23 protein-coding genes and 3 pseudogenes are annotated in these 25,414 nt (G+C 70.4%); 13 read left to right on the plus strand and 13 right to left on the minus strand.

What is annotated here, in order from left to right:
• Positions 1-4: 4 nt before the first annotated feature.
• The 4 genes from ABT009_RS02335 (at position 5) to ABT009_RS02350 (ending at position 4,623) form a co-directional block, all read left to right on the plus strand.
• On the plus strand, positions 5-1,360 hold the full coding sequence (locus ABT009_RS02335; protein ID WP_351288657.1) for an ABC transporter substrate-binding protein: 1,356 nt from the start codon (positions 5-7) through the stop codon (positions 1,358-1,360).
• A gap of 53 nt (positions 1,361-1,413) precedes the next feature.
• Complete coding sequence (locus ABT009_RS02340) at positions 1,414-2,616, plus strand: Gfo/Idh/MocA family protein (protein ID WP_351288659.1); 1,203 nt, start codon at positions 1,414-1,416, stop codon at positions 2,614-2,616.
• Positions 2,617-2,710: 94 nt separating this feature from the next.
• Positions 2,711-3,316 carry a hypothetical protein gene (locus tag ABT009_RS02345; RefSeq protein ID WP_351288661.1) on the plus strand — a complete coding sequence of 202 codons (606 nt, stop codon included), beginning with the start codon at positions 2,711-2,713 and terminating at the stop codon, positions 3,314-3,316.
• 227 nt (positions 3,317-3,543) lie between these two features.
• Positions 3,544-4,623: a S1 family peptidase gene (locus ABT009_RS02350; protein WP_351288663.1), complete on the plus strand. Its 1,080-nt coding sequence runs from the start codon at positions 3,544-3,546 to the stop codon at positions 4,621-4,623.
• Between the two features lie 510 nt (positions 4,624-5,133).
• Here the strand turns inward: ABT009_RS02350 and ABT009_RS02355 are convergent.
• Positions 5,134-5,415: pseudogene (locus tag ABT009_RS02355) on the minus strand (VOC family protein); the annotation flags it as partial.
• On the opposite strand from ABT009_RS02355, the gene ABT009_RS02360 reads away from it, so the two are divergent.
• Entirely contained in the window at positions 5,389-5,859 is a 471-nt protein-coding gene (locus tag ABT009_RS02360; RefSeq protein WP_351288665.1) for an amidohydrolase family protein, read from the plus strand. The pseudogene ABT009_RS02355 and the gene ABT009_RS02360 overlap by 27 nt on opposite strands.
• Positions 5,860-5,910: 51 nt before the next feature.
• Here ABT009_RS02360 and ABT009_RS02365 read toward each other — a convergent pair whose 3' ends face one another.
• Both ABT009_RS02365 and ABT009_RS02370 read right to left on the minus strand, forming a co-directional pair.
• Positions 5,911-6,195, minus strand: coding sequence for a hypothetical protein (locus ABT009_RS02365; RefSeq protein WP_351288667.1), 285 nt, complete (start codon positions 6,193-6,195; stop codon positions 5,911-5,913).
• Positions 6,149-6,598, minus strand: coding sequence for a hypothetical protein (locus ABT009_RS02370; RefSeq protein WP_351288669.1), 450 nt, complete (start codon positions 6,596-6,598; stop codon positions 6,149-6,151). The genes ABT009_RS02365 and ABT009_RS02370 overlap by 47 nt, the downstream gene beginning before the upstream one ends.
• A 140-nt stretch (positions 6,599-6,738) precedes the next feature.
• Between ABT009_RS02370 and ABT009_RS02375 the strand changes: the two genes are divergently transcribed.
• Together ABT009_RS02375 and ABT009_RS02380 are read left to right on the plus strand one after the other, a co-directional pair.
• Positions 6,739-8,664, plus strand: coding sequence for a serine/threonine-protein kinase (locus tag ABT009_RS02375; RefSeq protein WP_351288671.1), 1,926 nt, complete (start codon positions 6,739-6,741; stop codon positions 8,662-8,664).
• Between the two features lie 185 nt (positions 8,665-8,849).
• Positions 8,850-9,347, plus strand: a complete 498-nt coding sequence (locus ABT009_RS02380; RefSeq protein ID WP_502989805.1) for a DUF488 domain-containing protein — start codon at positions 8,850-8,852, stop codon at positions 9,345-9,347.
• 70 nt (positions 9,348-9,417) lie between these two features.
• Here ABT009_RS02380 and ABT009_RS02385 read toward each other — a convergent pair whose 3' ends face one another.
• The 10 genes from ABT009_RS02385 to benA form a co-directional block, all read right to left on the minus strand.
• Positions 9,418-9,978: a TetR/AcrR family transcriptional regulator gene (locus tag ABT009_RS02385; RefSeq protein ID WP_351288672.1), complete on the minus strand. Its 561-nt coding sequence runs from the start codon at positions 9,976-9,978 to the stop codon at positions 9,418-9,420.
• The gene (locus tag ABT009_RS02390; RefSeq protein ID WP_351288674.1) at positions 9,975-11,528 is read right to left on the minus strand and encodes an MFS transporter; all 1,554 of its coding nucleotides are present in this window, start codon (positions 11,526-11,528) and stop codon (positions 9,975-9,977) included. The genes ABT009_RS02385 and ABT009_RS02390 overlap by 4 nt, the downstream gene beginning before the upstream one ends.
• Before the next feature lie 76 nt (positions 11,529-11,604).
• Positions 11,605-12,636, minus strand: coding sequence for a DNA polymerase IV (locus ABT009_RS02395; protein WP_351288676.1), 1,032 nt, complete (start codon positions 12,634-12,636; stop codon positions 11,605-11,607).
• 79 nt (positions 12,637-12,715) lie between these two features.
• Positions 12,716-14,791, minus strand: coding sequence for a serine/threonine-protein kinase (locus ABT009_RS02400; RefSeq protein ID WP_351288678.1), 2,076 nt, complete (start codon positions 14,789-14,791; stop codon positions 12,716-12,718).
• A 111-nt stretch (positions 14,792-14,902) separates the two neighbouring features.
• Positions 14,903-17,740, minus strand: a complete 2,838-nt coding sequence (locus tag ABT009_RS02405; protein ID WP_351288680.1) for a helix-turn-helix transcriptional regulator — start codon at positions 17,738-17,740, stop codon at positions 14,903-14,905.
• 104 nt (positions 17,741-17,844) lie between these two features.
• Complete coding sequence (locus ABT009_RS02410; RefSeq protein WP_351288682.1) at positions 17,845-18,618, minus strand: 1,6-dihydroxycyclohexa-2,4-diene-1-carboxylate dehydrogenase; 774 nt, start codon at positions 18,616-18,618, stop codon at positions 17,845-17,847.
• Entirely contained in the window at positions 18,615-18,902 is a 288-nt protein-coding gene (locus ABT009_RS02415; protein ID WP_351289496.1) for a hypothetical protein, read from the minus strand. The genes ABT009_RS02410 and ABT009_RS02415 overlap by 4 nt, the downstream gene beginning before the upstream one ends.
• The gene (locus ABT009_RS02420) at positions 18,794-19,657 is read right to left on the minus strand and encodes an FAD-binding oxidoreductase (RefSeq protein WP_351288684.1); all 864 of its coding nucleotides are present in this window, start codon (positions 19,655-19,657) and stop codon (positions 18,794-18,796) included. Before ABT009_RS02420 ends, ABT009_RS02415 begins: the two co-directional genes overlap by 109 nt.
• A 54-nt stretch (positions 19,658-19,711) precedes the next feature.
• Positions 19,712-20,236 (minus strand): benzoate 1,2-dioxygenase small subunit, encoded by a 525-nt coding sequence (gene benB / locus ABT009_RS02425; protein WP_351288686.1) that lies wholly within the window; start codon positions 20,234-20,236, stop codon positions 19,712-19,714.
• Positions 20,233-21,579: a benzoate 1,2-dioxygenase large subunit gene (gene benA / locus ABT009_RS02430; RefSeq protein ID WP_351288688.1), complete on the minus strand. Its 1,347-nt coding sequence runs from the start codon at positions 21,577-21,579 to the stop codon at positions 20,233-20,235. The genes benB and benA overlap by 4 nt, the downstream gene beginning before the upstream one ends.
• A gap of 264 nt (positions 21,580-21,843) precedes the next feature.
• Here benA and ABT009_RS02435 point away from each other — a divergent pair, with 264 nt between their 5' ends.
• The 6 genes and pseudogenes from ABT009_RS02435 to ABT009_RS02460 form a co-directional block, all read left to right on the plus strand.
• Positions 21,844-22,752 (plus strand): LysR substrate-binding domain-containing protein, encoded by a 909-nt coding sequence (locus ABT009_RS02435; RefSeq protein WP_351288690.1) that lies wholly within the window; start codon positions 21,844-21,846, stop codon positions 22,750-22,752.
• The gene (locus ABT009_RS02440) at positions 22,749-23,852 is read left to right on the plus strand and encodes a mandelate racemase/muconate lactonizing enzyme family protein (protein ID WP_351288692.1); all 1,104 of its coding nucleotides are present in this window, start codon (positions 22,749-22,751) and stop codon (positions 23,850-23,852) included. Before ABT009_RS02435 ends, ABT009_RS02440 begins: the two co-directional genes overlap by 4 nt.
• 25 nt (positions 23,853-23,877) lie before the next feature.
• A complete protein-coding gene (gene catA / locus ABT009_RS02445; RefSeq protein WP_351288694.1) occupies positions 23,878-24,741 on the plus strand; it encodes a catechol 1,2-dioxygenase in 864 nt (287 codons plus the stop codon).
• 6 nt (positions 24,742-24,747) lie between these two features.
• A complete protein-coding gene (gene catC / locus ABT009_RS02450; RefSeq protein WP_351288696.1) occupies positions 24,748-25,044 on the plus strand; it encodes a muconolactone Delta-isomerase in 297 nt (98 codons plus the stop codon).
• Positions 25,041-25,157, plus strand: a pseudogene (locus tag ABT009_RS02455) (succinyl-CoA--3-ketoacid-CoA transferase); the annotation flags it as partial. The gene catC and the pseudogene ABT009_RS02455, both read left to right, overlap by 4 nt.
• Before the next feature lie 52 nt (positions 25,158-25,209).
• Positions 25,210-25,287, plus strand: a pseudogene (locus tag ABT009_RS02460) (LysR family transcriptional regulator); the annotation flags it as partial.
• Positions 25,288-25,414 lie beyond the last annotated feature (127 nt).

The following is a 25,414-nucleotide window of genomic DNA, read 5'->3' on the forward strand; positions in this document are numbered from 1 at the left end:
AGGGATGCGAATTCGTACAGCCGCTGCTCTGAGGGGTGTGCTGGCCGGAGCGCTGGCGCTGTCCCTGGCGACCGGGTGCGCGAAGGGCGGCTCCGTCGGGTCGTCCTCGAACACGGTGACGTACTGGCTGTGGGACGCCAACCAGCTGCCCGCCTACCAGGCCTGCGCGAAGGGCTTCGAGAAGGAGAACCCGGGACTGAAGGTCAAGATCACCCAGATGGGCTGGGACGACTACTGGACCAAGCTCACGGCGAGCTTCATCGCGGGCACCCAGCCGGACGTGTTCACCGACCACATCCAGAAGTTCGGCCAGTTCGCCGATCTGAAGGTGCTGGCTCCGCTGGACGACGTGGGTATCGACGAGTCCGACTACCAGTCCGGGCTCGCCGCGAACTGGATCGGCCAGGACGGACACCGCTACGGCGCTCCGAAGGACTGGGACACCGTCGCCCTCTTCTACAACCAGAAGATGGTCAAGTCCGCCGGGCTCACGGCGGAGGGGCTCAACAACCTCGCCTGGAACCCGAAGGACGGCGGCACGTTCGAGAAGGCCATCGCGCACCTCACCATCGACAGGAACGGCAAGCGCGGTGACGAGCCGGGCTTCGACAAGCGCCACGTCAAGGTGTACGGCCTTGCGACCAACGGTGCCGGGGACGCCGACGGCCAGACGACGTGGAGCCACTTCGCCGCCTCCGCGGGCTGGAGCTACACCGACAAGAAGCGGTGGGGCACCGAGTACCAGTACGGCAGCAAGACCTTCCAGTCAGTGATCAAGTGGTACTTCGGCCTGGCGAGGAAGGGCTACATGGCCCCCCTCACGGACTGGAGCGCGGGCGCCAACCCCGCGAACGCGCAGGTCGCCTCGGGCAAGGCAGCGACCGCCTTCGACGGCGCCTGGATGATCTCGACGTATTACGGGATGAAGGGCATCAAGCTCGGCACCGCCTTCACACCCGTCGGCCCGACCGGCAAGCGGGCGACGATGATGAACGGCCTCGCCGACTCCATCACCAAGAACGCCCGCAACAAGCCGGGCGCCGAGAAGTGGGTGAAGTACCTGGCGTCCGACGCGTGCCAGAAGACGGTGGGACGCTACGGCATCGTCTTCCCGGCCACGCCCGACGGCACGAAGGCCGCGGTGGCCGCCTACAAGAAGAAGGGCATCGACGTCACCGCCTTCACGAAGCCGGTCGCCGACAAGAAGGACGCCACCACCTTCTCCTACCCGATCACCAACTACGCGGCGGACGTGGTGGCGCTGATGAAGCCAGCCATGCAGGACGTCTTCGCCAACGACGCGCCGGTGAGCGGTCTCGACAAGACCAACAGCCAGATCAACTTCCTGCTCAACCAGTAACTCACAGCCAGTAACCGATCCATCCCCGCACACCATCGAAGGGCTCGCCCATCATGACGTTCTCCCTCGGCATCGTCGGCGCCGGGCAGTTCGCCGGCCAGTTCGCCAAGCTGTTCCACGCCCATCCGGGCGTCGGCGACGTCTTCGCCACCGACCTGCTCGCCGAGCGCGCCGAGCAACTCGTCGCCGACGAGGGGCTGGCCGGGACCTACCCGTCGTACGAGGCGATGCTGGAGTCGGAGGCCATCGACGCGGTCGCCATCTTCACGCAGCGCTGGACCCACGGGCCCCTCGTCGTGCAGGCGCTGAAGGCCGGCAAGCACGTGTACTCCGCGGTGCCGATGGCCATCACGCAGGACGAGATCGCGGAGATCATCGACGTTGTACGCGAGACCGGCCTGACGTACATGATGGGCGAGACCAGCCACTACAACCCGGCCACGGTGTACGCCCGCGACCAGATCGCGGACGGCGCCTTCGGGCGGCTCTTCTATGCCGAGGGCGACTACGTCCACGACATGGATCTGGGCTTCTATGAGGCATACCAGTACAGCGGCGGCGAGAACTGGAAGGCCACCGCCAGCTATCCGCCGCTCCTCTACCCGACGCACTCGGTGGGCGGTGTGCTCGGCGCCTGGCAGACGCACGCGGTGAGCGTGTCGGCGGTCGGTGTGCGGGACGAGCGCGGCGACGGCGTCTTCGACAAGGACGTCAGCCAGTTCGGCAACGACTTCTCCAATGCCACCGCCCTGTTCGAGGTGGCCGGCGGCGGAACGTTCCGCACGAACGAGTTCCGCCGGGTCGGCTACCCGTCCCACATCCGCGAATCGCGGTTCCGGTTCTTCGGTACGGACGGCAGCTTCGAGCAGCTCGCCACGTACAGCCTCTGGCAGGACAAGAAGGGAGTCACCGACGTCTCCGAGTACCTGCAGCCCAAGCCCACGCTGTCGCCTGACGACCCCTCACTCCAGCACATCGCCCCGGCCCTGCGGGACGCCTTCACGTCGGGCTCGGCGCCCGTGCACGACAGGGCGCGACTGCCCAGGGAGTTCGACCACTTGAAGAACGGCCACGAGGGGAGCCACCACTTCCTCGTCGACGACTTCGTCACCGCGGTCAACACCCGGACACTGCCGTCCGTGAACGCGTGGGTTGCGGCCCGCTACACGCTGCCGGGGATCATCGCCCACGAGTCCGCACTGCAGGGTGGCGTCCGGCTTGAGATACCGGACTTCGGGGACGCGCCCGAGGTGTAGGCGGCGCGGTCGGTACGACGGGCCGGTTGCCCCCGCTCCCCCGGGGGACAACCGGCCCGTCTGTCGGTCCGCTCGATTGGTCGACCCAAGGCCGGTGCGCTCGCGCCGTCGACCGCCCCGTTCCGCCGGGTCAGTCGGCTGTCGGCACCTCGACCAGGACCACCTCGACTATGCGATCGGCGCGGCCGTTCTGCATCCGCAGAAGCTGGTGCCCGAGGGCAACGACATGATCACGACCCTGTCGCGCATCTACACGGACACCATGGGCCCGTGGGCCGAGTACCTCTTCCTCTTCGGCGCCATCGCCATGCTCTACTCCACCCTCGTCGGCTCGACCGGCAGCGTGCCGCGGCTGTGGACCAACACGCTCGGCCTGCTGGGCGCCATCGACTGGAACAACGTGCGCACCCGCATGCGCACCATCCGCATCCTCACCGTCTGCCTGCCGTTCGTCTGGGCGGCCTTCTACCTCTACGTCCAGTCGCCGGTGCTGATGGTGCAGGTCGGCGGCATTGGCGGCGGCGTGTTCCTGCTCGCGGTCGTCATCGCGGTCTGGCGGCTGCGCGCAACCGGCGTCGAGAAGCGCTTCCGCGCCAACCCGTGGCTGACCGTCGCCCTCGTCGTCAGCAGCGCGGCGATCGCCTTCCTGGGCGTGTACGGCGTGCTGGACACGCTGGGGATCAGCATCGCGGGGTCCTGAGGCTGGTCCCGAGCCTCAGGGACGCGGGGCCCTGAACCTCACAGGATGGCGGGGGCGCGGGGTCCTTGGCCGGGGGCGGGTGAACGCAACTCCCGCACCGTCCGTACCTAGGGCCGGACTTGCTTCACCGGAGCGTAGGCCGGAGAGCGGGCCGCCGTCCGAGGACCCCGCCACCCCCAGGAGGTCGCGAGTTGAGTCACAAGCGAGTGCCCAAGAGGAAGATAGTTGTGGCAGTCGGCGGAGCCGGTGCCCTGGTGGCAGCGGCCGTCCTGCTGCCCCAGGCCAACGCCTCACAGACGGACTCCCCGGAGCCCGCTCCCAAGGCGCTGAGCCCCGCGGCGGCGTCGGAGCTGGCCTCCCAGCTGGCGTCCCGGCTCGGCTCGGCCTTCGGCGGGGCGTACTACGACGCCGACAAGCAGCAGATAACCGTGAACGTCGTCGGCAACGACAACAACGTCATCGTGCAGGCCGAGAAGGCCGGGGCGGCTGTCCGGAGCGTCCGGAACAGCATCAGCACGCTGAGGTCCGGTGCGCAGACGCTGAAGCAGCGCGCCGGCGTTCCGGGAACCGCCTGGGCCGTCGACCCCCGGACCAACCAGATCCTGGTCACGGCCGACCGGACGGTGACCGGCGAGAAATGGGACACACTCGAGTCCACCGTGCGGTCGCTGGGCGAGGGTGTGGCCCGGATTCAGAAGTCGGCCGGTGAGTTCAAGACCTTCGTCGAGGGCGGCGACGCCATCTTCGGCGGCGGGGCGCGTTGTTCCCTCGGCTTCAACGTGACCACCGCGGAGGGCAGCCCCGGCTTCCTCACCGCCGGCCACTGCGGCGTCGCGGCGTCACAGTGGTCCGACGCGCAGGGCGGCGCCCCGATCGGCACCGTGCAGGCCGCCACGTTCCCCGGCGATGGGGACTTCGCGCTCGTCACGTACGACGATCCGGCGACGCAGGCGGCGAGCGCCGTCGACACGGGCGACGGGCAGCTCGTCGAGATCCGGCAGGCCGCCGAAGCCGCGGTCGGGCAGCAGGTGTTCCGCATGGGCAGCACCACCGGCCTCCGGGACGGCACGGTCACCGGCCTCGACGCCACCGTCAACTACCCGGAGGGCACCGTTACCGGGCTCATACAGACCGATGTCTGCGCCGAGCCCGGTGACAGCGGCGGGTCCTTGTTCACCGAGGACGGCAGCGCCATCGGCCTGACGTCCGGCGGAAGCGGCGACTGCACGTTCGGCGGCGAGACGTTCTTCCAGCCGGTGACCACCGCTCTGGCCGCGGTGGGGGCGCAGATCGGTACGGGGGCGTAAGCTCCGCGCCAGGCGCTGGAGGCCCGTGTTTGCACCCCGCGTACGGCCCGTCGGTGGTTCGCCATCTGCCAGTGGCCGAGGGCGCGCCGGAAACGGGTGGGCAGCCGCGCCGCTCCCGTTGTGGGCAGGCGTTCCGCAGGGCTGGGGGCACCTCCCAGCGGTAGCTGGGGGAGTGTGGGCACAACCCACGGCGGCGGGTGCCCTCGCGTACGGCCCGCTCGCCGTGTTCGGAGGGGCGCCCCGGTCGAGGGGGAAACGCTAGGCCTGGGGCCGGAGTTTGCCGGCTTGCGCTAGGGCGACGACGTCGGCGAGTTCGCCGATTGTCCCGCTGTAGGGGGGTGATGGAGACCTCCCAGGGGAGGTCGGTCACGCCGGAACCGGCTTGGAAGCGGTAGATCCCGTCGGAGAGGCTCGGCATGTCCGGGAACCGCGTCCGCGGCAGCTCAGGCACCGATGCGTGCGGCCAGCGCGGGGAATTGCTCCAGGGGGGTACGCGGGGCTTGTCCCGGCTCAGTCGTCGGGTATACCCGCGCCGCTGAGGGCCGGGACGGTGTCTTCCCGGCGGGTGAAGGAGCGGGCGCCGGTCCGGAACTGGTCGAGTTTGTCGATGATGGTCTGGCCGACGGGCGTGTGGCCCCAGATGCTGATGCCCTGGTGGGTGGTGGGCTGCCACGTGGTTTCGTCGATGACGATGGGGTTCCAGCCGACCTCCCACTCGAAGCCCGAGGGCGTGCGGGCGTAGTACGACAGCTCCTTGTCGTTGGTGTGCTGGCCGACGGACAAGGCCATGTCCGGTTCATCCTCAGCCACGCCGGCGGCTTCGTGCCCTACGCCTCCCACCGCATGGCCGTCGCCATCGCGTCCGAAACCGGACGCAGCCCTCTGGACGTACTGGACGACTTCCGCGGCTTCTACTTCGACACCGCGCTGTCCTCCAGTCCCGCCGCCCTGCCCACCCTGCTCGCCTTCGCCCGCCCCGGGCACGTACTCTTCGGCAGCGACTGGCCGTTCGCCCCGACCGTGGCCGGTCAGTACTTCGCCAACGGCCTCGACGCCGGCGTCGACCCCGGCGCCCTCCAGGCCATCAACCGCACCAACGCCGCAGCCCTCTTCCCCCGGCTGGCCACCGCCCCCGCACCGACTCCGTCCCAACCGGCGACGGCCCGCCTGCGCCAGGGCGCCCAACGGGCCGGCGCCCGCCTCTTCTTCAAACTCGTCCAACCCGGCACCAATTGAGGCACGCCCCAACCTCTCTGCCCTGAGCGCCCGTCGTGGCGTCGGGGCCGGCTACCTGGCCTGGAAGGTGACCAGCGATGCCGCGGAGCCGATGTCGAGCTGGTCGACGCGGACGGCCGTGCCGGTCTCCAGGGAGCGGTTGCCGGCCAGACCCACGACAACGGATCGCACGCCGTCGTGCCATGAGGCCGCGTGCCCGAGCGGATCATCGCCCACGCAGACGAAGAGGTCGCGCAGGAGGGCGGCGTCGCCTCCGCCGAGGCCACCTTCGCCTTCCGGGATCGGTACTTCACGGGCCTTCTCGAAGTGCCACTGCACCACGAGCCGTTCGCCCACGGGTCGCTCGCTGTCGCCGTCGACCAGTTCGCGGGGAGGCGCTCAGGTCGGTGATCACACGGCCGTCGGCGTCCGTGGTCACCGATCCGCGTTCGACGACGGTGAGTTCCGCGCGGCCCTTGGTGCCGTTGACGCCGTTGACGTATCCCTCCCACGGTGAGTGGGCGTTGAGCGCGTAGGTCATGGAGGCGCCGGAGGCGTAGTCGACGATCAGGGAGAGGTTGTCCTCGATGGTGATGCCGGGGTCGAAGACGTCCTGGTCGCGGCGGTAGTTGTGGAAGTGCTCGGTGTCCAGGTAGAGGGACTTGTGCCAGGGCTCGTGACGCAGGTCGAGGCTGAAGGCGTCACGTAGCGTGGAGTGGGTGTGGGTTCGTTTGATACCCGTTGTCGCAATGCCGCGCAACGGCCGGAGATGGCCGAAGAGGAACGACGGCAGCAGGTACGTACCCGAGGGCGGCTGTCCGTCACTCTTGTCCCTCGAACACCGGTAGTGTTCCGAACCAGTTGTGTGACAGTCAGCAGAGCACTACGGGAGTTGGGCACGTGCAGACGGGGACGGGTGCGGAGAAATTCCAGCCGCTGCAGGACGACGATCCGCGTACTGCCGGGGAATACCGTCTGGTGGCGCGGCTCGGCGCCGGGGGCATGGGGCGCGTGTACCTGTCCCACACGCCCGGCGGACGGCCGGTCGCCGTGAAGGTGATCCGTCCCGAACTCGCCGACGACGCCGACTTCCGCGACCGGTTCCGGCAGGAGGTCGCCAACGCCCGCCGCGTCCAGGGCGTGTGCACCGTGCCCGTCCTGGACAGCGACACCGAAGGGCCCATGCCGTGGCTCGCCACCGCGTACGTTCCCGGTCCCTCCCTCGCGGAGGCCGTCAAGGAGCACGGACCGCTGCCCAAGGAGACGGTGCTCCTGCTGACAGCGGGTGTGGCCGAGGCGCTCCAGGACATCCACCGCGCGGGGGTCGTGCACCGCGACCTCAAACCGTCGAACGTGCTGCTCGCCGCCGACGGTCCCCGCGTCATCGACTTCGGTGTGGCGCGCGCCGTGGACGCCACCGCCCTCACCCACAGCGGATCCGCGATCGGCACGCCGGCGTTCATGGCGCCCGAGCAGGCACTCGGCGGTGAGATCACCGGCGCTGCCGATGTGTTCGCGCTCGGTCAGATCACGGCGTTCGCGGCGACCGGCGCGGGCGCCTTCGGCGACGGGCCCTCGCACGGGGTGCTGTACCGCATCGTGCACGAGGAGCCACAGCTCGGCCAACTTCCGGATGAACTCGCGGAGTTGGTGGCAGGCTGCTTGCACAAGGATCCGGCGCGGCGGCTGACCCCGGCCGACGTCATACGCCTGTGCGCCGCCGCCAACCCGGAGGGCGGTCTGCGCCGCGGCGAGAGCTGGTTGCCGGCGTCGGTGGCGGGGCAGCTCGCGGAGCACGTGGCGCGCGAACCGCAACCGCAGCCGGTACGGGCGGACACCATGGCTCTGCGTATCCCCCGGCAGGGCGGCTTGAGGCAGGGCGGCGCGGCCCCTGAGCAGGGCGCAATGGGCGGCGTGTTCGGTGCACCGGCTGCTTCCGGTGCTGCGGCCCATAGCCAGGGCGCAACTGACGGTGCCTTCGGTGCACCGGCCGCGTTCGGTGTTGCGGCCCCAGATGCGGGTGCAGGGGCGGCGATGCACTCCGCGCCGACCAGCGCCGCCGTCGTGGGGTCCGGGCCGCATGGGCGTACCAAGCGGTGGGGGCTGGTCGCGGGTGGGGCGGTCGTCCTGACCGCGGCCACGGTGACCGGGGCCCTGTTCCTGTCCGGCGTCCTGCGTCCCGACGAGCGGGCGGAAGACGCGACTGGGCAGGTGGGGCAGTCCACGAGCCCCACGGCGGAGCAGCACTCGACCGGATCCGGTCACCCGTCCGCATCGCCGTCGAAGAAGTCCAAGGCGAAGAAGAAGGCGGACCCTTCCCCGTCCCCGACCCGCACTTCCCCGCCCTCCGCCGACCCGGCCACGTCACCGGCGCCGGCCGCCTCCCGCAAGCCGACCGCGACGGCCGCCGCCCAGCCGGCCTCCGTCACCTACACCGGCATTCGCATGACGGCCAGCCACGACCTGTACCTGGCCGACAGTCCCGTACGCTCCAAGGCCGACACCGGCACCAGCGACGAGGACTTCACGTACGCCGTGTACTCCTCCGGCGCCGTCGTGGCCCCCGGTTCCACCAGCCAGAGCCAGATGACCCGCCTGGCGCCCCGCGCCGCGGGGACGCTGGACTCGTGCCTCGCACAGACGGGCAGCGAGAGCTACGTCTGGGTGAAGGACCTTGCCGTCGGCGACCGGCTGTGCGTGATCAGCGGAACCGGCAACGTGGGCCTCATCACCTTCCGTGGCACGGCACCCTCGCCGGATACGACGGACTACATCACGCTGGACGTCAAGGTCTGGCGCAACGCGGTGGACCCTGTGAGCGGCTGACCGGGCGGTCCTCCAGGCGGGACCGACGCGGATGCGGGCCGCTGCGAGTGTCGGCCGCCGCTACGGACGGGGTAGCGAGATATGCGGTGTTCATGATGCGGAGCGTAGAAAGCGAATGCTTCGGCGGCAGTCGAAGCGTCACACAGCTGCTGAGTTTCGGCCACGGCACCGCCGACGCGCGGGAGATGACACGGCTCCTGCAAGGCGCCGAGGTGCGCCGGCTCGTCGATGTGCGGACTGCGCCCGGCAGCCGGCACAATCCCGACGCCAACCGCGACGCCATGTCGCGCTGGCTGCCGGGGGCCGGCATCGCCTACCGGTGGGAGAAGCGGCTCGGCGGCTGGCGCAAGGCACGCCCTGACACGCCCGACACCGCGCTGCGCAACCGTGCGTTCTGCGGGTACGCCGCCCACATGCGCTCCCCGGAGTTTCTTGCCGCCATCGACTGCCTGCTCGTCGAGGCGGCCGGAGAACGCACCGCGGTCATGTGCGCGGAGTCCGTGTGGTGGCGCTGTCACCGCAAGATGATCGCCGACTTCCTGGTCCTCGCCCGCGAGGTCCAGGTCCTGCACCTCATGCACGACGGCAGACTGCACCCGCACCTCCCGACTCCGGAGGCGCGCCTGCTGCCCGAACGCTGCCTGCTCGTTTATGACGCGGGCCAGCCTCCCCTCCCGGGGTGACGGATCTGTCGGCTGGTGGGCCCTCGCCGGTGAGCTCGGCTGGTCTGCCCTCGCCGGTGAGCTTGGCTCGTCAGGCTTCGCCGGCGAGCGTGTCCCGCAGCAGCGTGACCAGGTCCCCGGCTTCGGCCTGGCCGAGTTCGTCGAATGCCCCCGATCGGCGTCCCAGCAGGACTCCGATCAAGGCCGCCACCACGATCTCGGCCCGCAGCCGAGGCCGGTCCAGTCCCTCGCGGGTGAAACGCTCGAGCAGCGGCTCGACCAGTCGGGCGTGCAGGGCCGCGCGGGCGGCGTCCTGGGCCGCGGGGTCGCTGTGCGGCTGGACGGCGACCTGGGTGATGGGGCCGGGGCCGCGGAGGTCGACCCGCTCGAGCAGTTCGAGCAGCCGGTCCGGGTCCAACAGATCGGCCGGAACCGCGTCGCCCGTCGCGCTCTGCAGCGTGGCGACGTACAGCTGGGTCTTGTTGCCGAAGTAGCGGGCGATGAGTGCCGCGTCGACACCCGCTCGCTCTCCGATCTCGCGGACCGTGGTGCGGTCGAAGCCGCGCTCGGCGAACAGCTCGCTCGCCGCCTGCAGCAGCAGCTCACGGCTGCGCGCCGCGTCGCGGCGGCGCGCCGGCGTACCGTCGCTCACCGGTCGACCGAGGTCTGTCGCGTGCCGCCCTCCCGGGGCGGCAACGAGCCGGCGTCCGCCTGCTCCGCAGGCCCCTGCGTACCCGCGGTCGTCTGCGTACCCGCGGTCAGCACGGTCCGCGTGCCGGCGCGACGCGACCGGATCAGGAGGTAGCTCACCAGGCCCGTGGCCACCCACACGCCGCAGGCCAGCAGTCCGGCGGTCCGGTAACCGTCGTTCGAGGGCAGGGCCTGGCCCACGGCGGTGTGGGCCTGGAGCACCACCGCGCTAAGGGCGCTGCCGGTCGAGTAGCCGATGTACTTCACCACGTGATTGAAACTCATCGCGCTGCCGGTTTCCTGCGCCGGCACCGCACCCACGATCAGTGCCGGCATGACCGAGACGGTGATGCCGATGCCGAGCCCGGCCAGGGCCATGGTGACGAACACCTGCCACAGGCTGTCGCGGGCGAACACGAAGGACAGCACGGCCACGAGGGAGATCAGGCAGCCCAGGGGCAGAAGCCGGGCGAGCGGGACGGTGCGGCTCAGGACGCGCACCAGCCGGCCGGCCAGCAGGCTGCCCGCCGAGAACGGAACCAGCACCAGGCCGGTGACGACGACGGAGGCGCCGAAGCCGTACCCGGCGCTCGTCGGCGTCTGCACGAAGCGGGTCACCAGTGACATCAGCAGGTACATGCCCACGCCGCCCACCACCGCGGTGAGGTTGGCCGCGAGCACCACCCGGTCCCGGACCAGCCGTACGTCCACCAGCGGATGCGGCGTACGCAGCTCATGGAGGACCCACCAGACAAGCAGCAGGACCGACACGACGGCCAGTACGAGCAGAGGGGCCGACGTCCAGCCCCAGTGGCCGCCCTGGGTGAGCGCGAACAGCAGCCCTGCCATGCCTCCGGCGAGCAGCACGGCGCCGAGCGCGTCCAGCCGGTGCGCCGGGCGCTGCGGCGACGGAGGCAGGACGACGACGGCGGCCGCAAGGGCGACGGCTGAGGCGATCGCCGCGAACCAGAACCCGGCATGCAGGCCGAGGTACTCCGCGAGCAACCCGGTCACGGGGTAGCCGAGACCGATGCCCGCGGCGGCCGTGAGCGACAGCGTCGCCACCGCCGACCGCGACCGCTCCGCCGGCAGGGCGTCACGGGCGGTCGCCATGGCCAACGGCGTGAGCCCGATCCCGAGACCCTGCAGCGCCCGCCCCGCGATCAGCGCGCCGAAGCCCAGCGGCAGAGCCGCCAGCACGCTGCCCACCAGCACCGCTGCCAGGCCGGCCAGGATCACCGTCCGGCGGTGCGGCCCATCCCCGAGGCGTCCCATCGTCGGGGTGGCCACGGCCCCCACCAGCATCGTCACCGTGAGCGACCACTGCGCACTGGACATGGAGACGTGGTCCACGGCAGCGATCGTCGGGATCAGCGGAGCACCGAGGCTGCTGACGATCGCGACGAGCATGCCGAGGGAGATCAGTACCGGGACCAGTGCCCGTTGCCGGTGGAGGGAGGGAGTGCGCGGGGATTGCACAGACCAGCCAATCTTGTCATCGAGTGATGTCATCGCTTGATGACATTCTATGCCACCGTCTCGGAGCGGCGGTCTCCGCGAGTGGCTCAGCGCTCGTGGACGACTTGTCCTAGGTCTCGCGGAATTCGGCGCGCACGCCAAGGAGGCGTACGGGTCGGTCGCGCTCGAACAGCTCCAGCACGGCCAGCGCCGCGCGTTCGATCTCGGCGGGGTCGCTGGTCGGCGTGGGCAGGGGGATGCCGTGGGTCTGCGTGAGGAAAGGCGCGTAGCGCACCTTCACCGCGACGCGCTGTGCCGGGCGGCCTTCGTCGGCCACATCCCGTGCCACGCGTCTGGCCAAGGCGGCGACGTGTTCGGCGATCTCCGAGCGGTCGGTCAGGTCGTGCTGGAAGGTGATCTCTCGGCTGCGCGAGCGCGGAACGTAGGGAGCGCCACTGACCTCGGTCTCACCTGCACCCAGTGCGAGCATCCGGTACCATGGCCCCTGCACCGGGCCGAACCGCCCGGCGAGCTCGTCCGGATCGGCCCTGGCCAGCTGGGCGACGGTGAGCAGGCCCGCCTCGGCCAGCCGTCTCGCGGTCTTGCGTCCGATGCCCCACAGCGCGTCGGTCGGCCGCTCCGCCATGACGGCCGCCCAGTTGTCCCGGGTGAGGCGGTAGGTACCGGCGGGCTTGGCGAACCCGGTGGCCAGCTTGGCCCGGAGCTTGTTGTCGCCGACGCCCACCGAGCAGGACAGTCCCGTCGCGACCCGCACGGCCTCGCGTATCTGTGCAGCCATGGCCTCGGGATCGTCGGTGCGGACCCCAAGGAACGCCTCGTCCCAGCCGAGCTCCTCGACGACCACCGGGAACCGGCGCAGCGTGGCCATGAACTGCTCGGAGACCCGTTGGTAGGCCGGTGGATCCGAGGGCAGGAACACCGCTTCGGGGCAGCGCTTGGCCGCGGTACGCAGTGGCATACCGGATTGGATGCCGAACTCGCGCGCCTCGTAGGAGGCCGTGGCCACCACCCCTCGCTGGGTGGGGTCGCCGGAGCCGCCGACCACCACCGGCCGTCCACGCAACTCGGGTCGGCGAGCCACCTCCACGGCGGCGATGAACTGGTCGAGATCGACGTGCAGCACCCAGTCCCTGCCGGACACGCAGTTCAGTATGCGTCGTCGGCCCGTGCCGTGCCCGCCGCGACGTCATCCACTGCCGTCCGCTGTGCCGCCCCGCGCGTCAGGCGACTTTGGCGCAGATCATGGTGCTGCCGTCATAGACGTCCCATGAGTAGCCATAGAAGCCGGGGTCGGTGGGGCAGGCGTTCGTGCCCGCCGAGGACGACAGGATGGCGGTGATCTGCATGATGTAGTTGAACTCCTTCGGCACCTTGTCGGCGTTGCAGTTCCACATGGTGAGCAGGTTCGCGCCCCCCGGATGCTTGCCGTTGGCCTTGGCCAGGAAGCACTGGCCTGTGCGGAACTGCCGCTCCACGCACAGCGTGGTGGTCGACGCGTCGTCGGCGACGTGCCTCCAGCTGCCGCGTCCGCCGCCGGCGGGGCAGGTGGTCGAGTAGTCGCGCGCCGCCTGTACGCGCACGTAGGCGTCGGCCGCGCCGCAGCCGACCTTCACCGGCGCCGTCCGGCTCCACGCGCCGTAGCCGTTCTCGTACACGTCGAGGCAGTCCCCGGTCCGTACGGCAGCGAAGGCCTGGTCGATCGGGTCGGGGGTGCGGGACGCGACGGGCGTGGGCTCCGTATCGGTTTCCTCGCTCGTATCGGTGTCCCCGGTCGTGCCGGTTCCCCCGCTGGTGCCGGTCCCCCCGCTCGTGTACGAGCCGCTCGTCGCGCCGCTCGACGAAGCGCTCGTCGACGAGCCGGACGCGTCGTCGGCCTTCCACGGCTGCCACACGAAGAGCACGAACGCGACGACCACCGCGATCACCCAGAAGAAGCCGCTGGACGACGAGGAGCCGGTGGACTGCCGGGTGCCCGCGGCCGACGACCGGGACGCCGAGGACGCGGTGGACTGCGCCGTTGCTCGCGCCCGCTGTGCCTCTTCGGCGCGCTGTCGCGCCGCATGCTCCTGGCGCTGCCTCTTCGCCTGTTCCTTGGCTTCTGTCCGGGCTCTGGCCTCCTCCTGCGCCCTGGCCTCTGCCTGGGCACTGGCATTCGCCCTCGCTCTTCCGTCCGCCCTGGTCCTGGCCTCCGCCCGCTTGCGGATCTCCTCCTCCCGGCGTTGCCGTGCCTCACGTGCCTGTCGCTCCCGGGACTCGCGCGCCTCCCGTTCCCACTCGGCGCGGGCCCGCTCCGCCTGCTCCTCGCGCGCTGCCCGCTCCTCGGTGTAGACGCGGGTGGGCCCCGGCGGCGGCACCTGCCGCGTCGGCTCTTCGCCCGCGGGAGCCTCGCTGCGCAGTGCCCGTCCCTGAGCCTCGTACTCCTCGATCAGGGTCGTCCAGCGCTGTGGCAGCCAGCGGTCACCATGCCGGGAGGTGGGGAGCCGGTCGAGCTCGGCCAGGAAGCCCCGCAGTACGTCGGCGAGTTCGGGCCGCTGGGCCGGATCGCCCGCCAGGCACGGGCGGATCAGCGGCGCCAGCTCCTTGGGCAGCCCGGTCAGGTCGACGTCACCGCGCTGTACGCGGGTCAGCAGCCGGATCGTGTCGTCGCTCTCGGGGTAGGGCGGACGGCCGACGGCGAGATGGAAGAGCGTCGCGCCCAGCGAGTACACGTCGGACGCCTCGGTGGACGGCTCGGCGCGCGCCTGCTCCGGAGAGGTGAAGGCGATCGTGCCCAGCGTCAGCGATGTACGCGTGATGTCGTTGGCGTGCGAGATGCCGAAGTCGATGAGGCGGGGCCCGGCCAGCGGCAGCAGGATGTTCTGTGGTTTGACGTCCCGGTGGACGATGCCCTCGCCGTGCAGGGCGACCAGGGCCTGGGCGGTACCCGCCGCGATCCAGCGAACCGCCGAGCCGGGCAACTTCCCTGCCTGCCGGACGAGTTCGGACAGCGAGGGCGCCGGTATGTACTCGATGGCCATCCAGGGCCTCTCGGCGTCCGGGTCGGCGCCCAGCACCCTGGCCGTATAGGCGGTGTCGATCCGCCGGGCCAGCGTCACCTCGCGGGCGAACCGCCGCCGGTCGGTGTCACTCACGACGCCCTCGGCGAGCAGCGTCTTGACCGCGACGAGCGAACCGTCCGCGGCCCGCGCCAGATAGATCCGCCCCATGCCCCCCGAGGCGATCCGCCTCAACAGCAGGTACGTGCCGAGCTGCTGCGGGTCGTCACCGCCGAGCGGCCGGATCCCCATCCCGGTCATTCCGTGTCACCTTCCCCGTCGTCCCCGTGTCGTGACACTCGTCAACCCGTCAAACAGTGACACGCTGCGGGCGGTTGAGACAGTTGCACGCCGGCGCTGAGCGTGACCCGATCATCCGGTGGGCGGCTCGTTCGGTACGTCCCTGAACCGCGCCGCCAGTTCGCTGCGGGAGCGGATGCCGAGCTTCGAGTAGATGTGGGTCAGGTGGTACTGCACCGTTTTGACGGAGATGTACAGCTCGGACGCCGTCTGCTTGTTGCTTGCTCCCGAGGCGACGAGCTGGGCGACGGCCTGTTCCTGAGGGGTGAGCCTGGACAGACCGGGAGCGACGCGGCTGGTGTGCAGGCCGCCTGCCTTGAGTTCGCGGTCGCACCGTTCCACGTAGGTCCGGGCGCCGAGGGCGAGGTAGGCGTCGCGGGCGTTGCTGAGGACGGTGTCGGCCTCACGGCGCTTGCCGGCGCGGCGCAGGGTCTGGCCGTAGGCGAAGTTCACCCGGGCGCGGTCGTACGGCAGAGGCAGCTGCTCCAGGTGCGCGAGGGCCTGCTCGAAGTCCTTGCGGGCGGTGTCCATGTCGCCCCGGGCGGCGGTGAGGCGTCCTCGGGCCAGACCGAGCCGGGCCATGGCGGAGCGGTGGCCGCGACGCCCGGCCAGCTGCTCGTACGGCGTGAGGAAGGCGTCGGCGTCGTCGAGGCGGCCGGTCATCACCAGGGCGTTGGCGTACACGTCCGGCCAGGGCCAGAAGCCCGGCTCGTCGACGGACTCCCGTGCGGGCAGAGGCAGCTGGACCACGGGCGACAGGGCCTCGATCACGCGTCCGTAGTCGCCGCGTGCCTCGGCGACCTGGGCGCGTGCGAGGCAGGACGGGACCAGCATGACCTCGTAGTGGTGGAGGTCGGCGGCGCCCTCGTTGAGATGGTGTTCGGCCGTGTCCCAGTCGCCGCGCAGGGCGTGGATCTGGGCTCCGGTCCAGTGCGCCAGGGGACGGACGAGTTCGATGCGGACCTCGGCGATACGGGCGGCGGCCCGCTGCACGGTCTCGATGGCCTCGGGCCAGGCCCCCAGCGCGAACTGGGTGCGGGCAAGCCATCCCTGCGCCCACAGGGAGATACGGGTGGATCCCATCCGGTAGCCGGTGGGAACGGCGGCTTCGAGTCTTTGGCGTGCGGCTTCCGGGGTGTCCAGGGCGAGATCCACCCAGCCGCGGCCGAGCTGGAAGCGCTGGGGCTGGGCGCCTCCGGGCAGTTTGGCCGCGGCTGTCTCGTAAGCGGGTACGGCCTCCTCGGGGTGGCCTGCCGCGGCCAGGCCGAGGCCGAGGATGGCTTCCGACTCGATGGCGGACGGGTCGCCCGGAGCCGCCAGTTCGACGGCACGCCGCGCCCACGTGACGAGATCGCGTGCGTCCCAGCGCCCGAGGGCGTGCAGCACACGCCGCTGGCAGATCTTCGCCATCAGATCCGGATGGGCTTCCGCGTCGCAGCGCTGCGAGGCCTGGGCCAGGAACGTCTCGGCCTCCGACGGGCGTCCGCGCACGATGGCCAGATAGCCGAGCACCAGGTCGCGCAGAGTGCCGGCCGGGAAACTCTCCAGCTCCGCCGCGAAGAGGGCGGCCTGCGGCACGTCTCCGGCACCGATCATGGCGTCGACGGCACGCAGCAGCCGGTCCTCGCGGGCTGCGCGGGCGGGACTCAGCCGGCTGGCCCGGACCAGGGTGTCGGCCACGGCGGCCCATTCGCCGGCGGACGCGCGCTCGGCCGCGTACCGGTCGAGTTCCTCCGCCAGCAGTGCGTCGGCCGCGCTGGTGGCGGCCACCCGGTGGGCCAGCTGCCGGCCCCGGTCCTCGATGACCGCTGCCGCCCGGCGGTGCAGCTCGGCACGGCGCGTCAGGTCGATGGCGGAGAGCACGGAGGACCGGACCAGCGGATGGGTGAAGGACAGCAGCATGCGACCGGGGTCGATGGCGGCGGTCAGCAGGCCAGCCGCCCGCGCCTCGTCCACGGCGGGCAGCGGATCGTCGACGGAAGCCAGCTCCGCGGCTTCGGCGAGCGACGCGTCGTCTCCCAGGACGGAGCAGGCGGCCACCAGGTTCCGGGCGGCCGTGCCGCACTGGGCGAGCCGGTGCCGGACGGCCGAGGCGTAACGGGCGGGAGCAGGCAGCTCGGGCCGCCAGTCCAGCCAGGTCTCACGCGGGAGTTCGCGCAGCAGCTGCGTGATGTGGCGGGGACTGCCCAGGGTGTGGCGGCACAGGTGCCGGGCCGCGGGGAGGTCCAGGGTGACGCCGCAGGCCTCGCGGGCCAGCGTCCTGGTGTCCTCGGGCGTCAGCGGCGCCGGTCGTACGGCGTTGTCATCCCGGCAGCCGTCGAGGAACTCCAGGGTCCGCAGGACCGAGAGGGGCGGCTCGTCGTGCGCCTGCCTCACTTCGTACAACTCGTGCGGCTCGTCACGCGCGATCAGGATGACGAGCACCCTCTCGTCCGACATCCTGCGGATCGCGGACCGGATCGCGCGCAGGCTCTCCACGTCGGCCCAGTGGGCGTCGTCGACGATGACGACGAGAGGCTCCTGCTCCTGCCGGGCGGCCATGCGGCCGTGCAGGAAACGGCCCATGTCCAGCACCGCCTCGGGTGAGGCGGAATCTGACAGACCGGCGCTTCCGGCCACCTCGGCTCGTACGAGACCGGCCCGCACGAGCTGCTCCGCGATCCCCAACGGCAGCGCGGACTCCCAGGACACCCCGGCGACACGCAGCACCCGCGGCACCGTCGCACCGGCATCCGTCTGCCGCGTCCGCAGCACGTGCTCGACGAGGGCCGTCTTGCCGATGCCCGCGGGCCCCTCGACGAGCACCATCGAGGGGCGGCCCGCGCAGGCGGCACCGATCGCACGGGTCAGCGCGGCGACCTCGCCGGCCCGCCCGATCAGGCGTCGTTGCTGCTCAGGGCCGTCATTCATGTGCCAGCACGCTAACACCGCCGCCGACGGGCGTCCCTGGCGCGTTCAGCGATGTGGGACGCCGGCGCCCGGGAGGGTCACGCCGACAATGCCGCCGAACCGACTCAGCCGAGGTCCCCGCCGGCCACCGGGAGGACCGTGCCGGTGATGTACGACGCCTCGTCGGAGGCCAGGAAGGCGATCGCCGCAGCCTGCTCGTCCAGCGAGCCGTACCGCTTCATCAGGGACGAGGCGACGGTCTGGTCGACGATCTGCTGGTACCAGGCCTTCTCCTGGTCCGTCCCCGGCGCGGGTCCCCGGGCGACGCGGCGAGCGGGCGCGTCGGTGCCGCCGGGTGCGGTGGCCACGACACGGATCCCGTACGGGGCGGTCTCCAGCGCGAGTGAGGCGGTGAGGGCGTTGATGCCGCCCTTGGCCGCCGCGTAGGGGATGCGGTTGATGCCGCGGGTGGCCACCGAGGAGACGTTGACGATGGTGCCGGAGCGCCGTTCGATCAGGTGGGGCAGGACGGCCCGGCAGGTCCACAGCGTCGGGAAGAGGGAACGCTGGATCTCCGCCCGGATCTCGTCGGGCGCGTAGTGCTCGTAGGGCTTGGCCCAGATGGTGCCGCCCACGTTGTTGACGAGGACGTCGATCCGGCCGAGCCGCTCCAGGGCTTCCGTGATCGCGGACTGCGCACCCTCGTACGTTTCGAGGTCGGCGAGGACGGCATGGGCCTTGAGGTCGTCGGCTGCTTCCCGGACCGTCTCGGCGCGATCGATCAGGACGACGTCCGCGGACTCCGCCGCCAGCCGGCGCGCGACCGTGCGACCAATGCCCTGCGCCGCGCCCGTGACCACGACCTTCTTCCCGGCGAACCGGTCGACCTGCACGCTCACGCCGCCTCCAGAGTCTCGCGGACGGCGGCCGGCGTGAACTTCTCGTAGTGGAAGCTCGCCGGGCCGGCGCCGAGGGTCGTGATGTGGCCGCGGACCGCCTCCACCATGGCCGGCGGCCCGCACAGGTAGACGTCCGCATCGCCGTCGTGGAGGGCGCCGGTGTCCATCAGCCCGGTCACATAGCCCTTGTTGCGGGCGCTGCTCGACGGGTCGGCAACGCAGTGGTCGAAGGTGAAGCCGGGGATGACCTTCGCGTAGTCCTCGAGGGTGTCGAGGTGGACCAGGTCCTGGTCGGTGGTGACGCCGTAAAGCAGTGGACCGGGTGAGCGGGCGGCTTCTGGGTGAGGTCCTCCAGCATCGACAGCAGGGGTGCGAGGCCGGTGCCGCCCGCCAACAGCAGGGCGGGCCGGGCGAGTTCACGCAGGTAGAAGCCGCCCATCGGGCCGGTGAACTCGATGCGGTCGCCGACCCGGGCGCGCTCGGTGAGGTAGCCGGACATCGCGCCGCCCTCGACGATGCGCACGAGGAACGACACCCGGTGCTGGTCGGGGCCGGAGCTGAAGGAGTACGAGCGGGCCTGGTCCGTCCCGGGGACGGCGATGTTGACGTACTGGCCGGGCAGGAAGTCCAGCGCGTCCCGGTCGTCGACATCCAGCGTGAACTCGACCGTGGTGGGGGAGTGGTGGGTGAGCCCGGCGAGGGTGGCGGTGTGCGTGGCCGCGGCGGTCTTGGCCGCGGCGGAGGAGGAGGGGATGCGCAGCACGAGGTCGCTCTGCGGCGTCATCTGGCACGGCAGGCAGTAGCCGAGCGCCGCCTCGTCGTCGGTCAGCGCCTCGTCGATGTAGTCCCCGCCGTCGTAACGCCCCGATTCGCACAGCGACTTGCAGGTGCCGCAGGCGCCGTCGCGGCAGTCGAGGGGGATGTTGATACGGGCCTTGTACGAGGCCTCGGCAACGGTCTCGTCGGGACGGCACTCGACGAACCGGGTGATGCCGTCCTCGAAGTTCAGGGCGACCTGGAAGGGCATACTGGTGCTCATTTCAAGAAGGGGCGTCGTTTAAGGGGCGTCGTTTCAGGACGCGGGGTGGCCGGCTCAGACGTGGTAGATGTCGACGACGTGGTGCACGTAGTCGTTCTTGAGGACGACCTTCTTGCGGGTGATCAGCGGCTCGGGTCCTGAGAGGTCGAGCCGGTAGAAGGACGTGCCGAAGTACGTGTCGACGGTCTGGTAGCGGTAGTAGAGCGTGAACCAGTTGAAGCGCACGTCCACCGCGTCGCCGTCGCGGCCGGTGATCTCGACGTTGGTGATGTTGTGGCCGGTGCGCGGCTCGGGCAGGCTCGTCGCGCTGGAGCGGTCGGTGCGGATGCGGAAGACCCGGTCCTCCAGGCCCGCCCGGTTCGGGTAGTAGATCAGCGAGATCTCGCGCTGCGGATCGGTGGTGAGCCCGTCGTCGTCCGCCCAGGCGGGCATCCAGAACTCGGCGTCCGGGTGGTAGCACTCCAGCCACTTCTCGAACTCGCGGTCGTCGAGGTGGCGGGCCTCGTGGTAGAGGAACTGGCGGATGCCCTCCAGCGTGACGGTGCCGGATGCGCCGGTGGTCTCGGTCGCCGTGGTCACTTCGCCTCCTCCAGGGCCTTGCGCATGGTCTCGAGCCAGTACCCGTGCTGGATGGGGTAGAGCCCCTCGTCCTCCGTGCGCACGCCGCTGGCGATCGGGTTGATGCCGATCTTCTTGGCGTCCTCGTCCGGGCCGTCGATCTGGTGCACGGCGCCACGGCTCACGTCGTTCCAGCGGGCGGTGCCTGCCAGATACGTCTTCTGGCAGGAGCGGAACTCCTCCAGGTCGTCGGGGGTCGCCATGCCGGTGGCGTTGAAGAAGTCCTCGTACTGCCGGATGCGGCGGGCACGGGCGTCGGCCGGCTCGCCCTTGGGGGCGATGCAGTAGATGGTGACCTCGGTCCTGTCGACGGAGACGGGCCTGAAGTGCCGTATCTGCGAGCTGAACTGGTCCATCAGATAGAGGTTGGGGTAGAGGCACAGGTTGCGGGAGACGCCGATCATCCAGTCGGCCTTCTCCTCGCCGAACTCGGCCGCCAGTTCGTCGCGCTTCTCGTGGAGGGGCCGGTTGGCGGGGTCGAGCCACTTGGTCCACAGCAGCAGATGACCGTGGTCGAAGGAGTAGAAGCCGCCCTGCTGCTTGGACCAGCCGCCCGCGTCCATCGTCTTGGTGTCGTTCTTCGACTCGCCGGACGTCCGGCGGGCCTGGGTGGCCGCGTAGTTCCAGTGGGTCGCGGAGACGTGGTAGCCGTCGGCGCCGTTCTCCGCCTGCAGCTTCCAGTTGCCGTCGTAGTGGTACGTGGACGAGCCGCGCAGCACCTCCAGGCCATCAGGCGACTGGTCGACGATCATGTCGATGACGACCGCCGCGTCGCCCAGGTGCTCGGTGAGGGGCTTGACGTCCGGGTTGAGGCTGCCGAAGAGGAAGCCCCGGTAGCTCTCGAACCGGGCGACCCTGGTCAGGTCGTGCGAGCCGTCGGTGTTGAACTGCTCCGGGTAGCCGGCCTCCCGCGGGTCCTTCACCTTCAGCAGCCGGCCGTCGTTGCGGAACGTCCACCCGTGGAACGGGCACGTGAACGTGGTGCGGTTGTCGGTCTTGCGGCGGCAGAGCATCGCTCCGCGGTGGCTGCACGCATTGATCAGGCAGTGCAACTCGCCTTGCTTGTCCCGGGAGATGACGACCGGCTGGCGGCCGATGTACGTCGTGAAGTAGTCCCCGATCTCCGGGATCTGGCTCTCGTGCGCGAGATAGACCCAGTTGCCCTCGAAGATGTGCTTCATCTCCAGCTCGAAGAGCTCCTCGTCGGTGAAGATGCTCCGGCTGACCCGGTACACACCGCCGTCCGGATCCTCCACAAGGGCGTCTTCGAGGATGGCCCGCGCACGGCTCTGGGCTTCGGCCATGGTCCGTCCCTCCGATTCGTGTCCGCGATTCGTGTCGGCCGACCGGTCCCTTCGGCCGGCCCCAACGGCGTGTTACGGCCGCTTTTCAGCACCATGGCAGCGCGGTGAAGGGTCGGCCCCAGACATTTCCCCAGGGTTGACCCAGGGGGGTACTGATATCTCCGGCGTCTCAATAACCTCCGACCAGGTATTTGTGGTGTATGGGGATCGCTCCCTACGCTGAGGGGCATTCGAGGGCCCCTGGAACAGGAAAGGGGCAACCCGATGGAGCTCAGGCACCTTCGCTATTTCGTGGCCGTCGCCGAGACACGTCATTTCGGAAAGGCCGCGGAACGTCTGCACATGGCCCAGCCCCCGCTCTCCCAGGCGATACGCCGCCTCGAGTCGGAACTGGGCGTGGAGCTGTTCACCCGCACCACCCGGCAGGTCGCCCTGACCGGCGCCGGCGAGGTGTTCCGCACCGATGCGGAGCGGATCCTCAAGGCCGTCGACGAAGCGGTGGCCAGGGTCGCGCGCTTCGCGTCCGGGGTGGAGGGGGTGCTGCGGATCGGCCTGACGGGTTCCGCCTCGTACCGACAACTGCCCGCGCTGGCACGGCTGGTGAAGCGCGAGATGCCGCACGTGATGCTGGAGGTGCACACCGAGATGCTCACACCCGCCCAGGAAGCGGGGCTGGTCGAGAGGCGTCTCGACGTCGGCGTCCTGCGCCCGCCGGTCCGGCAGGACGGCATCGCCCACCGCACCATCGCCTCCGAACCGCTCATCGTGGCCGTGCCGGAGCAGCACTGGCTCGCCGAGGCGGACTCCGTCCGCGTGGAGCAGCTGCGGCACGAGGACTTCGTCATGTACGGCGCCGCGCTCGGCTCCGTCGTCAACGACACGGTCGTACGCAGCTGCCTCGCCGCCAGCTTCTATCCGCACCGCGCGTACGAGGTCACCGAGACCTCGGCCGCCCTGGCGCTGGTGGCCGCGGGGCTCGGCGTGGCCGTCCTCCCCGACTCGATCCGCTCCGCGCCCCGCGAGGGAGTGCTGTGCAAGGAGATCGAGGACGCCCTGTCCGTACGCCTGGACCTGGCCTGGCGCGAGGACGACGACTCACCGCTGTTGCGGAATCTCCTGAGGGTGCTGGAGCAGAACGACATGTTTCTCGAAAGGCACGGAGGAGTGGCATGAAAATCGTCAAGGTGGAGGCAATTCCCTTTGCCATTCCCTACGCGAAACCGCTGAAATTCGCCAGCGGTGAGGTGCACACCGCCGACCACGTCCTGGTGCGGGTGCATACGGACGAGGGCCTGATGGGGACAGCGGAGGCGCCGCCCCGCCCGTACACGTACGGCGAGACCCAGGAGTCCATCGTCGCGGTGATCGACAAGATCTTCGCGCCGCAGATCATGGGCCTGACGCCGCTGGAGCGTGAGGCCGTCCACGAGAAGCTCGACCGGACTGTCGGCAACCCGACCGCCAAGGCGGCCATCGACATGGCCCTGTGGGACATACTCGGCCAGGCCGCCGGCATGTCGGTATCCGGGCTGCTCGGCGGCTACACCGACCGGATGCGGGTGAGCCACATGGTCGGGTTCGCGCCCGCCGACCGCATGGTCGCCGAGGCCGAACGCATCCGCGACACGTACGGCATCACCACCTTCAAAGTGAAGGTCGGACGGCAGCCGTACGGCGACGACGTGGCGGCCTGCCGCGCGCTCAGGGAAGCCCTCGGCCCGGACGTGGAGCTCTACATCGACGGCAACCGCGGCTGGAGCGCATCCGACTCCGCCCGCGCCCTGCGCGAGATGGCCGACCTCGGCCTGACCTTCGCCGAGGAACTCTGCCCCGCCGACGACGTACTGGGGCGGCGCTGGCTGGTCGCGCAGAGCCCGGTCCCCTTCATCGCCGACGAGAGCGCCACCCGGGCCGCCGAGGTCACCCGCGAACTCCTCGGCGGATCCGCCACCGCCATCAGCATCAAGACCGCCCGTACCGGCTTCACCGCCTCCCAGCGCGTGCTGCACGAGTGCGAGGGACTGGGCGTGGAGGTGGTGATGGGCAATCAGATCGACGGCCAGATCGGCACCTTGTGCACGGTCGCCTTCGGCGCCGCCCACCGGACGACCTCTCTGCACGCCGGCGAGCTGTCGAACTTCCTCGACATGACCGACGACCTCCTCACCGAGCCGCTGACCATCGAGAACGGCACCCTGCGCATCCGCGAGGGCGCCGGACTCGGCATCGACATCGACCCCGACAAGCTGGCCCGCTACCGGCAGGACCGCTGACACACATCCAAGGGACGGACAGACCATGACCGACACCATCACCGAGCAGGTCGAGCAGGCCACCGCGGCCGCGTCCGGAGCCGCCGCCACCGAGCAGTTCCGCAGCAAGCAGCGGACGGAGGCTGTCGACGCCGACACCAAGCGCGTGGACACCCTGGTCTCCGAACTCCTCGCCGCCGCCCACGACATCATCCGCCGCCACAAGGTCACCTACGCCGAGTACGACGCCCTCAAGTCGTGGCTCATCCAGGTCGGCGAGGACGGCGAGTGGCCGCTCTTCCTCGACGTGTGGCTGGAGCACGTCGTCGAGGAGGTCGCCAACGAGAACCGCGAGGGCAGCAAGGGCACCATCGAGGGCCCGTACTACATCCCCGACTCGCCGCGTCTTCCGGCCGAAGCGACCCTTCCCATGAGGGACGGCGAGGAGGGCACGCCGCTGCTCTTCCAGGGCCAGATCACCTCGGTGGACGGAACCCCGCTGGCAGGCGCCACGGTCGAGATGTGGCACGCCGACAACGACGGCTTCTACTCCCAGTTCGCACCCGGGCTGCCCGAATGGAACCTGCGCGGCACGGTCGTCGCCGACGACCAGGGCAACTTCAAGATCCACACCATGGAGCCCGCGCCCTACCAGATCCCCACCGACGGTTCCTGCGGCAAGCTCATCGCCGCCGCGGGCTGGCACGCGTGGCGCCCCGCCCACCTCCACCTCAAGGTGGCGGCCCCGGGCCATCAACTGCTCACGGCCCAGTTGTACTTCAAGGGGGGCAGCCACGTCGCCGACGACATTGCCTCCGCCGTCAAGCCCGAGCTCATCCTCGACCCCGGCCCGGCGACCGACGGCAACGGCCGCGAGGTCACCTACGGCTTCGTCCTCGACAAGGCGTGATGCACGATGCTGTTCGCGGTACGGATGGACGTCGACATTCCCCGGGACCTCGACCCCGAGGTCCGCGCGGACCTGGTGGCGCGCGAGAAGGCGTACTGCCAGGAACTGCAGAAGTCGGGGGAGTGGGTCCACATCTGGCGGTGCGTCGGCCAGTACGCCAACATCAGCGTCTTCGACACGGCTGACAACGAGGCCCTGCACCGGATCCTGTGGAACCTCCCGCTCTTCCCGTACATGCAGATCGACGTCACCCCGCTTGCCCAACATCCGTCCGACCTGGCCGCCGGAGCGGCCGTGGCGTGACGGTCAAGGCGCCGGCCACCGCCCTGGAGGCGGTGGCCGACGTGCCGGACGGCGCCTGGCCGGCGGTAGGCGGCTTCGGGCTGAGCGGTGTGCCGAACGAGGTGTTCGCCGCCCAGGTGCTGGGCTGTGTCGCCGAGTGGCCCGAGTTGGTACACGCCCGGCGGGGTGTCCCAGCAGATAGCCGCGCTGGAGAAGGCCACGGGTATGGAGCTGCTTCAGCGGGGCGGGCGCAGGGTGGAGTTGACCGATACCGGGATGACGCTGGCCCGGCACGCCGAGAGGATCCTGTCCACGGAGGCCGAGGCCGTCAAAGCGCTGGAGCGCACCCGCAACGAACCCGCCGGGACCCTGCTGGTCGGCCTCTTCACCA

It is taken from the genome of Streptomyces sp. NPDC002896 (assembly GCF_040295225.1).
Classification (GTDB): Bacteria; Actinomycetota; Actinomycetes; order Streptomycetales; family Streptomycetaceae; genus Streptomyces.

Coding starts and splice junctions, on each gene's coding strand:
- benA (WP_351288688.1), bottom strand. CDS start 21,579: ATGGCCGAAGCCCAGAGCCGTGCGCGGGCCATCCTCGAAGACGCCCTT.
- ABT009_RS02405 (WP_351288680.1), bottom strand. CDS start 17,740: ATGAATGACGGCCCTGAGCAGCAACGACGCCTGATCGGGCGGGCCGGC.
- ABT009_RS02420 (WP_351288684.1), bottom strand. CDS start 19,657: ATGAGCACCAGTATGCCCTTCCAGGTCGCCCTGAACTTCGAGGACGGC.
- catA (WP_351288694.1), top strand. CDS start 23,878: ATGACCGACACCATCACCGAGCAGGTCGAGCAGGCCACCGCGGCCGCG.
- ABT009_RS02435 (WP_351288690.1), top strand. CDS start 21,844: ATGGAGCTCAGGCACCTTCGCTATTTCGTGGCCGTCGCCGAGACACGT.
- ABT009_RS02340 (WP_351288659.1), top strand. CDS start 1,414: ATGACGTTCTCCCTCGGCATCGTCGGCGCCGGGCAGTTCGCCGGCCAG.
- ABT009_RS02400 (WP_351288678.1), bottom strand. CDS start 14,791: ATGACCGGGATGGGGATCCGGCCGCTCGGCGGTGACGACCCGCAGCAG.
- catC (WP_351288696.1), top strand. CDS start 24,748: ATGCTGTTCGCGGTACGGATGGACGTCGACATTCCCCGGGACCTCGAC.
- ABT009_RS02335 (WP_351288657.1), top strand. CDS start 5: ATGCGAATTCGTACAGCCGCTGCTCTGAGGGGTGTGCTGGCCGGAGCG.
- ABT009_RS02380 (WP_502989805.1), top strand. CDS start 8,850: ATGACACGGCTCCTGCAAGGCGCCGAGGTGCGCCGGCTCGTCGATGTG.
- ABT009_RS02390 (WP_351288674.1), bottom strand. CDS start 11,528: ATGACATCACTCGATGACAAGATTGGCTGGTCTGTGCAATCCCCGCGC.
- ABT009_RS02440 (WP_351288692.1), top strand. CDS start 22,749: ATGAAAATCGTCAAGGTGGAGGCAATTCCCTTTGCCATTCCCTACGCG.